Below are 13083 nucleotides of genomic sequence, written 5' to 3' on the forward strand. Positions count from 1 at the left end.
TCGTGTGCCGGGCGGGGACGAGCGGCGTTGCTCGTACTGAAGGGCAGCCGACTATACTTTCTTTCTGGCCGCCGTGCGTACAATTCACATGCGTACCGCTCTCACATCCGACCCCTTCGAGAGGGGAATGCGGAACCGGAGCGGTATCCGTGGTGAGCAGCACGGAGGTACGATACGACGTTTGGGAGGGCATCTTTTTCATAGCGTATACGTGGATACTTTTTATTATCGCGTGGCTAAGCCGTTCAAGCACTGTTTGAACAGTAAATAAACGATATAGTACTATCCTACCGTGAAACGGGAGCCATGGAACGATAATAGATGAAACACATATGGGGGAATACAGCACAGCATAGTTAATTTTTGTGGCACAAGTGGTATCATGGAAGATGTTCTCAAAGCTCATTCACCAGAGAAAGGAAAGAAAGACGTTAAGTTATAAATAATAAAAGGGTAACCCCAACTCTCTGTAGACAACAATACCCATATCACTCGTTTCAGCCACAATTCCCCCAGTCTCGTCCCACCGATGACCCTCTCGTCTTCCAAGCGGGACGGTGTCCACGGCGTGACGAAGACCTCCCCCTACAATGTCACCAAACAAGGAAACTAATCGACACACTGCAGAAACCACCCCGAAGACGCGACGACGTGAAATGCTTGCCGCCCTCGGGATAACGCTCGGTAGCGGCTGTATCGAGGAAGCACGGTCGTTGGTTAGCCGCGATAGCCCGTCACAGATATCATTCTCGATAAAAACACTCCCCGCAGACGCGAACCCGCAAGCGATTCGCATCGCACAGTTCCTCGCGAGACAACTCCGTGCGGTCGGTATCGACGCAGAAGTCGTCCCGATGGGACGCGTCGAGTTGTGGCGGGACATCCTCCTCAACCAGTCGTTCGACTGCTACGTCGGACAACATCCCGGTATCGACGACCCCGACGAACTCAGGACGCTGCTCCATTCTCGGTTCGACGCCGAAACCGGCTGGCAGAACCCGTTTGGCTACGCAAACCTCCGCGTCGACGACCTTCTCACGGCCCAACGAAAGCGGAGCGGGGAAAAGCGGACGAAAACGCTTCAGAAGCTACAGCGGGCGATAGCGCGCGACCAACCCTTTTCCGTCGTCGCGTTTCCCGACGAGATTCGAGCGACGCGAACGGACAGTTTCGGCGGTTGGGCAGGATACGAGACGGTTCACTCACTCTTCGGGTATCTCTCGGTACGCGCGAACGACGACGGAGAACCACTCCGAATGACGATACAGGATTTGGCACCGACGATGAACCTCAACCCGCTCGCGGTCGAGTTCCGGAGCGACGAAACGATAGTCGACTTGCTGTACGATCCCTTGGGACGTCGAATAGACGGCGAGGTTCGTCCGTGGCTTGCTCAGTCGTGGGAGTGGCTCTCGGCTACGGACACGCCCACCGCTACGGTTCACCTCCGAGACGAGTTGTGGTGGCACGACGGCAAACCACTCACGGCAGAAGACGTCGTATTCACCTACAAATTCCTCGGAGATACCTCGCTCGGGTCGCTCGAAAGTCCGGTTCCAGCACCGCGGTTCCGTGACTCGATTTCGGTGGTAAAGTCGGCAAAAGCTGTCGACGACCGAACCGTTCGAATCGAGTTCGAACGCGCCAATCGAGACGTCGCGACGAAAGCGTTTTCCACGCCCGTACTGCCGAAGCACGTCTGGAAATCGAAACACGAACAGGCGGAAATTGCCGGGTTCGGTGGCGACTCGACCACGACCGAGGCGCTCGTTTGGAGTAACATGGAAGCGATCGGAAGCGGACCGTTCCAGTTTAGCGATGCGAAAGCGAAGACGTGGCTAACGTTCAAGCGGTTCGACCACCACTTCCTTCAACATCTCGAGGCAGGGTCGGGAAAACTGGATGTGAACGACGATTCGACCTCAGACCCCGAGTACATACGACAGTACGCGGACGGCCCCGCGTTCGAGGAGTTACAATTCCGCGTCGTGCCCTCGGGAGGGGCGGCAGCAAAACTCGTGCTGAACGACGAGGCTGATGGGACCGCAACGGGAGTCACGGCGAGTCAAGTGCGCAATATCGGACGTTCGGAGAGCGTCCAGTTACACGTCGATGCGTCGCCATCGATGTATCACGTCGGTTTCAACGTTCGAAAGGCACCGTTCAGCAACGTTCGATTCCGACGAGCGGTCGCTCGGTTGCTCGATAAAAGTTACCTCGTCGATGACGTGTTCGACCAGTATGCCGAACCGGCGGCGAGTCCGTTGGCGCAACACGACTCGTGCGCACCGAAACTTCGATGGAACGGAACCGATCCGGAGTTACCCTTCCCCGGCGAAGGCGGAACTCTCGACGTCGGAAAGGCGAAACAGGCGTTCAGAGATGCGGGGTATCGATACACCAACAGCGGGAACCTACTACAACGATGAACGGTCGAATCGGGAGTCAGACAAGTGGACGACGGGGAATCGCGGTTCAGATGGATGAGCAATGGAGACGTAAAAAACAGGGAGTACCCGAGAACTGGTCGTCGATGGATATCCATCACGAGGTGAATAGCGCGTGAGCTTGGCCGAAATCACCGGGTTCGTGCTCGTCGGTGAGCTGCTGATGCTCGGCGCGGCCGCGACGTTCGTCATTGGACCGACGGGCCTCAACCGTGCGCGTCGCCAGTTCCGCGATCGACTTCGAGATGTGTACCCGCACCTCGGTCTTCTGCTCGTCGTTCTCGGGGTGAACAAGGTCGCCCGCGAGTACGGGCCCGAACTATCGTGGCTCATCGGTTGGAACATCACCAGTCGGATTCACGGTCTCGAAGGCAACTTCGTGGGGACGGTACAGTCGGTCGCACGACCGGAGATCACGATGTACTTCTCGTTTATGTATATTTACGGCTACGTGTTCCTCCTCGTGTTCCCGTTCATCGCATATTTCGCACTGGCGGACGAAAGACCGGTGAAAAAAGCCGCAGTCGCGTTCGCAGTAAATTACAGTCTCGGGTTAGTGTGCTATATCCTGTTCATCTCCTACGGGCCACGAAACTTGATACCCGACGTAGTTCATCCACTGCTGTACTCAACGTATCCCGAGTCCCAGATATTGACCGGGCAAGTGAACGCGAACACGAACGTCTTCCCATCCCTCCACACGTCGCTTTCGGTTAGTTCCGCGCTCCTCGCGTTTCAGACACGGGACTCGTATCCCCGCTGGGCCGTCATTGCCATCCCCATGGCGGCAAGTATCATCGTCGCCACGATGTATCTCGGAATTCACTGGGCGACCGATGTCTGTGCAGGCAGTGTCCTCGGCGTCGGGAGCGTTCTCATCGCGGATCGGTACGTTTCGGACGAGTCGCACACAGGACACACAGGGGAGGAATAGAGCCAGAACGGACAGCGAGAAATAAAGAGGAAAAAATGGGAGGATAGCAGGGGAAAAGGAGGCCGTCACGTGATCGAGGCTTATCGCTCATTTCGGGAGGGTTGACATTTACTCAAAAATAAGACGTATAGTGAAACGTATGGTGTGTTTTATTCAGTGTCAAATGGTAGCATAGCACTAGGAGACACACACACCACGTTTCCAGTGAAATGGGGAAAGGTGAGGTGGGGGTGCAGATGAAATGGGGGTATTGGGGGATATTTTCAGTCGTTAAAGACGGTGTTTTGACACTTAAGTGAATTTCTCGTTTTTTATGGGGAAAATAACCGGAGATGGGGAGATGTCGTGGTTAGCGTGAAGACACCGCATTTCCAGTGAAAATGGAGGATTTTGAAATTCGGTGTTAGAAACGAAAGGACGCGGTACATCGGTGAATAGAACCGGAAGAGGATGAAAATTACACTGGAAACATGGTCTCCTTCAGGCGGCCAAAGGTCGAGCGACGGTCGAAGGGAACGGGAGCCAGACGGAGTCGAACCGCGAGTACGGAAGGGTGTCACAGAAAGCCGACAACTACGAACGATCGATCGGTGGGTTTCACTGGAAACGAGGTGTCCACCCCCGCGCTGTAACACACCTCATTTCCGGTGAATTACCGCGCTTTCGTTCTTCTCGTGCCAGAATTCATCCTGCTTCCCTGTTCCGTTGTCCACGGTCGATCAATATCTCGTGGAGTTTTGATTTCGTGTTTCACTGGAAACGTGGTGTGAAGACGATCCACAAAACCACACCACGAACAAAATAAACCGCAAGATAGGAAACGATTCACGAAAGAGAACACAGCAACACTCGAACGGGAACCACACCGGCTTACTCGAAACGGTTGAAACACACACCACGTTTCCAGTGAAAGGGGACCACGAAAGTAACCTACCTCGGTTTCTGGTGTAGCAATCCGTGATATATCACGGATTATATGATTGTGATTAACTTAATGGACTTTAGGCTTTGTTCATACATATATTTTTCTATTCTATTCGGATTCCGGGTAGATTTCTTACACTAGTTAGCGGCAACGGTTTCCTGATAATCCACCAACCTACCCACCTTCTTGCCCCATTTCACTGGAAACGTGGTGTGTGTCTCCAATCATCCTCCCAACAAAAACGGATGTTCCATCGCGATAGTATCTCGCGCGCGGTTAGCCAAACGACTATCAGCGGGTCTACCTCTCGTGGAGCGATCGGTATCAGAGCGAGTATCTGGGTGACATAGAGGAACTCTCCTTTCGGGTTACTGTTCGGTCGTTTCACGCCCGGAACAGTAAAGGGATTTCACTGGAAACGTGGTGTCCATGAGCGACGCCGACTCGGACGAACTCTTCTCTCGGGAGGATCTCATCTTCGCCAAGAAAGAGCTCCTCGAAATCAACCATCTTCCAACCCACGGTCGGATCGTGGGTCGTGATGACGAGATCTCTGCTCTCGCGAACGCGCTGAATCCCGCACTGTTCAACCAATCTCCAAGCAACGTCCTCCTGTACGGGAAAACAGGAACTGGAAAGTCACTTTGTGCAAAACACGTCTCTCGCCGCCTCGTCGACGAAGCCGACGAGGAAGGTGTCACCGTCGGAGTCGCTTACGTGGACTGTGCACAGGATAGCACCGAAACGCAGGCGGTCCAGACGATTGCGAGTACGACAAACACATCGGAGACGAACATCTCGATTCCTGACAAGGGTATCTCTACTTCCACGTACTACAAGCGTCTCTGGAAAATCCTCGACGCGTCGTACGATGTCGTCGTCATCATTCTCGACGAGATCGACAAGTTGGAAAACGACGACATCCTGATGCAACTCTCTCGCGCGGGAGAGGCAGGAAAGCTTCGACACTGTAAGCTTGGCGTCATTGGCATCAGCAACAAGATCAAGTATAAGGATCGGATGGACGAGCGAGTCAAATCGAGTCTTTGTGAACGTGAATTCGTCTTTCCACCATACGACGCCAATCAGCTTCGAGCCATTATGGACGCTCGTAGCGACGCGTTCAAGCAGGGTGTTCTGGAACCCGGAACGATTCCTCTTGCCGCCGCACAAGCCGCACAGGAACACGGGGACGCCCGCAAGGCGATTGACATCCTCCGATATGCTGGTGAACTTGCTCAGGCTGAGAATGCGGAGCGAGTCCGGGAAGAGTATGTAAAAAAGGCTCGCGAACGAGCCGAAAATGACCGGTTTCGCGAACTCATTCGTGGTGCGACACCGCACTCGAAATATGCGCTACAAGCGCTCGCGATCCTTTCGTTGGATAACCCCGACGCGGACGCTTTTCGCACGAGTCTGGTATACGAAGTGTACGAACAGGTCTGTCGGCAGATGGATAGTGACCCCCTTTCGACCCGCCGCGTTCGGGATTTGCTTCGTGAGCAGGCATTCCTCGACGTTATCGAACAAGCCCGTCAGAGCGGAGGAAGTGCGGAAGGGAGCTACACCGAGCATCGACTTCTCGAAGATCCAAAGGTCGTGAAAAAAGTACTCGTCACTGAGGAGTAGGTTCGGCACTGAATAACGGTCGCTCTTAACACCGAGACAACTCATTTTGGACAAAAAAGACAAATGGATTACCATGCTTTAAAGAATCGGGTATTCGAATCAGTACCAAATGGACCCACTTACAATCCGAGTCGAAAACGAACGTGCCGAGAAACTACGAAAAGAGGCCCGAAAGCGAGACATTTCGATAAGTAAGCTCGTCCGCGAGAAATTGACCGAAGCGGAATCCGAATCGGGGCCGAATCGGTCTGAATTTGATAGTAAAAATATGATTATTGACCAGATACGGGAAGAAAAGGAAGAACATCTCCGACGGGCTGAAAGGTTAGAAGGGAGGCTCGAAAGTAAACAAGAGCTAATCGATGAAAAAGACGAGCGGATCGAGGAACTCCATGCTGACAAGAAAACTTTGAACACCCGTCTCTCAGAAGCACAGAAAGCGCAGCGACACGCGAATGCTGCACGAGAACAAGCCGAACTTCAACCAATAGAATCCGCTGACAGCGACTCTGACGGTCTACTAGCACGGATTCTGGGTCGATGATTTCCTTTCAAACGAGCACAAATCCTCACGTTTAGGGCGAGAAGGCTGTCATCTGGTTTGAATTGGTTCGACCAAAACCAGCGGAAAAGTGGTGTGTGCTCTCTCCGTTACAGAATCACGAGAACGCAAATGAAATCCGATGTGTGCCTGATATCTGTCTATCCATGTTGTTGTGTCCCAAGGATTTACATCACCAGTGATCGTATTGAATCCGTCTATGATTTCGAATCGACGACCGTCTCTCACACCACTTGCGCAAGACGCACTCGATGCACTCGTGAGTGCCGTTCCAATCGGCGGGGAACTCACCTATGCGCACGCCTATGAAATTCTGGCACAGGAAGAAGATCTGAATCAGCCTGCTGCCGAGGATATTATTGAACAATTGTATCTGCGCGGCTATGTCTATGAAGTCGAGGGCAAGCTCCGGCTGACCGACTATTAATTGGTGATGAGTCCCAGAACCATTTTCCCAAAGTAGTTAGTTTTCCTATATGATGGTCTCTGATTCAGCACCAACCATCACCTATTCCGTTTCTTGGTTTAATTGATGCCCGTCCAATCACCGACGAAAAGACCGATCAAGAGGCAGAGTTCTTTGCTTTATTCCTTTCCACTCGTGACATTCTCCCCGCCGTATACGCGGGATTTCCTCGCTATCACAAAGATAATCTGTTTGATTATTGGTGTGTATCTCTCCTATCAACCAATCTCACGCTGTCGAGTTCGAATATACCGTTGTAATAGAGAGAGGTCGCGAACGTGATCTCCTCTATTTCGCAGAGATAGACATACTCTACTCTCGATTGACCGTTTGTTAGTATTGGCTACTAATATAGGCGAATTTCATTTCTTAGCAGTTGTCGATTCGGGCATCTTTATCCTCGATAGTTGTATGGTGATCCGTGATTTGTTTGTCTTTCTTGGCGACTTCTTGTTCGAGCTCGTCAACACGGTCGGTGAGCGACTGGATGTGCTTGGCAAGATCGCTGACCGAGGCATTTTCGAGAGTAGACACTCTGGAAGTAGTGGTGTTACTCATTGGCACGCACCTCCACTGGAACTGCGGTGTCCACTACTGGTGTCGAGAGCCGTGGCGGGTGGGCGATGGTAGTGGGTGTACCGATCCAATGGGTAGTCGTGTCAGTGAGGGAGTGCGTGTACTCGAGAACGGTCATGGCAGAATCGGGCTGACTACAACAGTGGAAGGTGGCTTGCTGAATGTCATCCTGTGCACTCGTGGTGATCGGTGGCCCCGTCAGAACAAGCTGAGGGGTATAACATGTCGGTGGTTCGCCTCTTTGACAGTGCAAATCGTCCGTTGGCAGTCGGTTGTCGTGATACGAACGCCATCACCGGACGAGAGATATTGAACGAGTGAGTCGGCATTACGTGGATTCAATGGTTTGGGAGCAAACCCATTCACGCCTGCCCACCTCCATTCGGATTCGTGATGCACTCGACAGGGGCATACGTGCACAACCACGCGTACGTCCCCGACGGAGTGCGTCTATACCGATCAAGTTTGGTGTCAGTGTGCTCGTATTCGTCGTAGTAGTGTACTGCACCCGGTACAGGTTATTCGATGGCGTGGCAACGTACAGAACGTGTTCCCCGGGCTCAGACCTACGATAGGAGAGTGTGGGCTCGGGATGTTCACACTGATAGACGATGCCCGTCAGCGTGCGTTTTCTGTGTGGATCGGGATGATGGCGCCAGACCCACATGGAAGCCCATTCAGGGTGTCAGAGGCAACCGCGCCACATGTGAGCCTTTGAGGGGTTCGGTAAATGCTTTGTGCTACTATTCGAAAATAAGACAATTAGAAATGCTACTAGCGATTGGACCACACTGTCTGCTTGCATTTATGCAATCCACAGAGCAGATATCAAAGTAAACTCGGTCTTGTGTATCGCCGTGAGAACACTGTCTGTGGTAACAACGAATCATCGTACGGCAACTATCTTCCGCTGTATTTTGTAGTATTATACCGTTTAAGTGGCTGTATGGCTGATTTGGTTGTCAAATCCGCAGTGAAAGAACAGCTCGAAGGACAAAATGTCGCAAGCGACTTCTACGATGCACTCGATGATGGAGTCGTATCAATTCTCGAAGACGCTTCTCGACGAGCCGAAGAAAACAATCGCAAAACCGCTCAACCACGCGATTTGTAGTGATCCATCACCCTTATTCTTTAACCTAGGTGGGTTTAAGCCCATTCACGAAGATCTCGCTCCCGACAGCATTGTCATTACTCAATATCCCGAGCGATAAGAACTGACGAGCACCACCCAAACGGAGCTTCACTTTCACTCTGTAGCCACGGAATATGAGTGAACCACCCGATACTTACACAACGAATGGATCATGATTCGATTAGAGAACCTACACCCAGATACACTGCTGGATCGGTCAGCAACTCGCGTGCTCATTTGCTTAGTGGGAATCGTGCTCGCACAAATGACGCTTCAGATAGCGCTCGCAACCGGTCTAGCTCGCTGGCCAGCGATGGGAGTAGGTGCTATGGTCGCGTTCCTCGCCGGTTTGTGTCTGGCCGAGTATGAAGCTTCACTCCTTTAGCGACACAGAATACCAAAGGGATGGTAATCGATTAAACTCTCTCAACTTATTAGCCAAGAAGGGGTAGTAAATACCGTACCTATAATCGAAAACAGACATCCGAAGCTAGCTAGAGAATCCACCAATGACTCTGCTGTTTCAGTAAAAGTAACGGGGAGGATGGCTTAGGGTGATGGCGCCAGATCCGGTGATGCCAAAACCTCTTCGTTAACTGATGTGTTCTGTAGTACTGAGATTCCCACCACTCAGAACCACCATCGTATTCTCTCTAGTCACATCGACCACCCCTGTCCGAAGCGCTGCAACCGGCGCTACCAAACAGATAACGCTCTGCACTATCCACTTCGTACGCTCAAGGATGTGGTCACCATCCGAAATCGACGTAACCCAAACACAGGGACGAAAGAGGCTTCGTACTACGAACTAACAGATATGGGTCGTATCGTCTTGACAGGCACTGTCTAGTTTAGCTCCTCCTCAACAGGTGTTCGATTGTCGAGCGATTGATGCGGTCTCTGATAGTTATAGTAATGTACAAACTGTTCAAGCCACCGCTGGACGCTCAGCCGACTGCCCACCCACGAGGTATGAAAGCGGTCAATCCGCTGTTTGAGCGTGTGAAACCACTTTTCGATCAGGTTTCGCTCGGTATAGTCAAGGTGACCGCTCAATCCAATTCGAAAGAGGGCAGTCCGATAGCCGTAGCCATCAACGAGAAACACAGCGTCTGAGAGATCGTGTTTCTCGGCCAAATCAGCTAGAAACGCAGCCGCTTGATCGGTCCCATGCCGATCAAACACCTTGACACCAAGCAGTAACTTTGTTTCTGTGTCTATTGCAGCGTACACCCAAGACCAAACGCCGTTGATTTTGACAGCGGTTTCGTCGACCGCGACCCGCGTCGGCTGCGCCGACGGCGGGTCGGAAACGCTGTCAGATATCCGATGAATCCATTGAAAGATCGCTTGATGCGACCGTTTTACGCCGAGGAGCGCAAGAATCGCTTTTGTTTCTCTGAGTGACCAACCGGTCGCGTGGAGCCGGACGGCGAACGCCCTGACGGGCGTCCCCAGAAATCGGAGATTTCTGGTGTGCGAACGAGACGCGAAGCGTCTCGTTAACGTCGCCGTCCGCTCACGCTCCCAACATTCAAGCGTTGCCGTCTCTAAACTCTTTTTGAGCAGGTTTGAGAGTAGCATCAATCACTAACTCTTCGACCTGCTCGTCCTTATCTAGACAGTGCCTCTTGACAGAAAGAGTCAGGAGGGAGTCAAAATCCGCGCTCGAAGATAAATACAGAAATTGACATTATTATCGATAATAGACAGAGTCGATCAATTTGTTTCGTAATAGCTATTCTGTGCATGGGCGATCCGGTTGAGTGTGTCGTCTACACCCTTTTTACATTCATTTGAACGCTTCTCTCGGCCCGAGCGTACTGCTTACCGATGCTCCATGCGCGTACACCCCGCAAATAGCCCGGGAGGAGGGTTGTATATAGAGGGTGTACTCCAAATGGTAACTTTCGTTAGGAGTTTCGCTGATCGAGGTGGTGATGGCAAAGTCTAAACTGGGGGATGAAGGCATGAAACGGCCATATCTGACTTAATAATAAATAAAAAATCGGACCCCTATTATTCACGCCTAATCGATAGACTGAACGAATTTGTACAGTTATTAAATCAGTTATTGAACGCCAATGTGAGGCATAATCGTTTGAGTATAAAACCTCTTTTTCTGTGGAATTCGTACGGTAAGTCTCCTGTAACGGGTATCTAGCGATATTTGATGGCATGCGATCTGATCACGTACGAAAATCCCGAAACGTCCGATTTGACCGTTAAAACCGGATATGTACCGTCGAATTCCGTTTTCGACCTTCGAGGTGCAGAATCATCCAATGACGTCTACACATCCACAGCAGATGAGTAACGACGATACGGGCCGTCTCGTACTTGAATTCGCCAGATGAGCTTTTCCAAAGGGGACCCTGTCGCTCCCGCGAGAGCGACCATTTTTGGTAATCGAAAACAGCAGTCTACACCCCCCATTGTCCGGTGAATTCGCGGAATATCGTTGGTTTGTATTCTGCCGTTTTCAGGACTTGTGACCCCCTGCGTGACGGAAACCATATAGCTGACTGGGGTGTGAGTTCGAATCCTCAATTGACGATCCTGCGTCGCAGAGGAACAGTACTGACGGCTGGGTTTTCGTCAAGAAACGTTCGCGCATAATTTCGGTGGGTGCCCCCCGGGTGGTTCTACTTCCGCTTAGAAGCCAAGGCGGAAGTGGACAGCACACTACCATTTCCAGTGAAAACCTCCATGAAAAGGTCTGTATACATCAAATACAGCCATTCTAAGGAGAATGAATTGCATATTGCTATATCAAACTCACACGCCTGAAAGATGAGACTAGAGTAGGTACAGAGGTCCCAGAATGCACGATTTGGGCAAACCATTCACTGCAAGCGCTTCAAACTGGATCTCAGACATCGATTTCAAGTACTATTCTAATTCTTCCCGAACTAGCGACCAGCCGGGTCAGCGCTGCCTGATTACCTGGCGTTCATCGGCTCAAAATCTGCTCTAGCCGATTCCTGTTTGCTTCAACAGTGTAAGGACCGTGTTTGCCGTTATAACAGGTGATCGCTTGTATTCGCCCGTCACTTCGACTTGCACAAGGAGATCAACTGCTCACCAAATCGAGTACAGCAGAGAACGGAATCAAGAGGAGACTTCCGATTCAGATGGTTATCTCGCCCTCGGTTGTGCGAATGTTCCCCCATCCATGCGCCATATATGCAATATTTTACAGTGCTTGGCCCGGAACAACGAGAGCCGCCCTCTCAAATAGAAACGGAGTGAGCAGTACAAAAGCCCACGCAGTGGCCTAAGTCCACCCATATGAGTGTTAACAACTTGCTTACTAGTCTTATTTTGTTCTATTCGAGATTTATGAATTGAAAATATCAGTCTTGACTTCTGGATTGCTAATTCGGCCAGAGATCAAGAGAAGATATCTATGCACAAAGACTCTGTCCGCATGACAGCGCTGAGGCTCGGATGAGACTCCATCCGAATTTTTATGTTGGCTACAAGGGCCACCTTGTGGATAACTATCGCTAGTATCTGTTACAGTTCTTCGATACGTCTTTTGCAGGAATTAGTCGGCGTGAGGAGCGACGGTTTCCGTTTCCTCGCTCATCATATTCGTCGTGAGCTCGTTCGCCAATTCGAGTACCGCGTCTCGGTGGTCGTTTTTCGAGTGGTGGATAGAAGTTGGCCGTGTATTCTGTTCGTCGTACCCCGTGTTGTTATATGTGGAATCGGTTCCTGCCTCAAACCGTGTTCGTACTTCTGAAAGCAGTCCGTGCAGGTGAATGAGCTCTTGTTTTTTCATCCCGAAGACAACTAACGACTGAACCCCTATAGTATTTCCTTGAGACATCCTCCCACACAACGACTCAGGGGGTATAACCGAGAGATTTCCGGTTCTGTTTTCATCACTTCATTAATATTTAAAATATCGATTAAATATTTTTCCGATATTAACAATGACCGGGTCGGAGTCCGTTTGCTGTCTCGATCCGCAGTCACCGAGTAGAAGATTATTAATGACCACAACAGTCAGAGTGACAGCGGACCGAACAATATCCCTCAGTCTGTTCATATGATACCAAGCCGATCGCTAATCGCTATGACGGGCTGCTACCATTTCATACGAAGCAATTTTTGAACTGTGCAAATGAATCCGGATATCTATAGTTATCCGAATTGATCGATTGCCGCTCTTTTTATGTCCGTCCCACGCCAATACATATGAGATGTTCGGACGAACAGAGCGGCTTTGGGTAGGGGTGGTGTTAGTCCTCATCGGCGCTATGCTTCTCTTCGCGAATTTCATTCTTGCCGTCGACACGCCGCTGGTGCTGCTTGTAGTCGGCGTACTATAGTAGCCGTTAGAAATTTCTGCCCGGATAACGTTGAGTGTTCTAATGGACCATCTTGACGATATTTCCGTC

9 protein-coding genes are annotated in these 13083 nt (G+C 51.1%); 6 read left to right on the top strand and 3 right to left on the bottom strand.

Annotated features, from left to right (window positions below):
* Nucleotides 1–656 precede the first annotated feature (656 nt).
* From AC1XDK_RS29180 to AC1XDK_RS29200, 5 genes are all read left to right on the top strand, one after another.
* Nucleotides 657–2429, top strand: a complete 1773-nt coding sequence (locus AC1XDK_RS29180; RefSeq protein ID WP_483353535.1) for an ABC transporter substrate-binding protein — start codon at nt 657–659, stop codon at nt 2427–2429.
* Nucleotides 2430–2562: 133 nt separating this feature from the next.
* Nucleotides 2563–3381, top strand: coding sequence for a phosphatase PAP2 family protein (locus tag AC1XDK_RS29185; RefSeq protein WP_483353536.1), 819 nt, complete (start codon nt 2563–2565; stop codon nt 3379–3381).
* Between the two features lie 1354 nt (nt 3382–4735).
* Entirely contained in the window at nt 4736–5935 is a 1200-nt protein-coding gene (locus AC1XDK_RS29190) for an orc1/cdc6 family replication initiation protein (protein WP_483353537.1), read from the top strand.
* Nucleotides 5936–6044: 109 nt separating this feature from the next.
* Complete coding sequence (locus tag AC1XDK_RS29195) at nt 6045–6479, top strand: hypothetical protein (RefSeq protein ID WP_483353538.1); 435 nt, start codon at nt 6045–6047, stop codon at nt 6477–6479.
* A 217-nt stretch (nt 6480–6696) separates the two neighbouring features.
* Entirely contained in the window at nt 6697–6924 is a 228-nt protein-coding gene (locus AC1XDK_RS29200; protein WP_483353539.1) for a hypothetical protein, read from the top strand.
* A gap of 408 nt (nt 6925–7332) precedes the next feature.
* Here AC1XDK_RS29200 and AC1XDK_RS29205 read toward each other — a convergent pair whose 3' ends face one another.
* Nucleotides 7333–7521 carry a hypothetical protein gene (locus tag AC1XDK_RS29205; protein ID WP_483353540.1) on the bottom strand — a complete coding sequence of 63 codons (189 nt, stop codon included), beginning with the start codon at nt 7519–7521 and terminating at the stop codon, nt 7333–7335.
* 964 nt (nt 7522–8485) lie between these two features.
* Here AC1XDK_RS29205 and AC1XDK_RS29210 point away from each other — a divergent pair.
* Complete coding sequence (locus AC1XDK_RS29210; protein WP_483353541.1) at nt 8486–8653, top strand: DUF1931 domain-containing protein; 168 nt, start codon at nt 8486–8488, stop codon at nt 8651–8653.
* Nucleotides 8654–9520: 867 nt separating this feature from the next.
* Here AC1XDK_RS29210 and AC1XDK_RS29215 read toward each other — a convergent pair.
* Nucleotides 9521–10258: an IS6 family transposase gene (locus AC1XDK_RS29215; RefSeq protein WP_483353542.1), complete on the bottom strand. Its 738-nt coding sequence runs from the start codon at nt 10256–10258 to the stop codon at nt 9521–9523.
* Nucleotides 10259–12224: 1966 nt separating this feature from the next.
* The gene (locus AC1XDK_RS29220) at nt 12225–12461 is read right to left on the bottom strand and encodes a UPF0058 family protein (protein ID WP_483353543.1); all 237 of its coding nucleotides are present in this window, start codon (nt 12459–12461) and stop codon (nt 12225–12227) included.
* Nucleotides 12462–13083: the final 622 nt, after the last annotated feature.

It is taken from the genome of Haladaptatus sp. HS23, assembly GCF_056892285.1.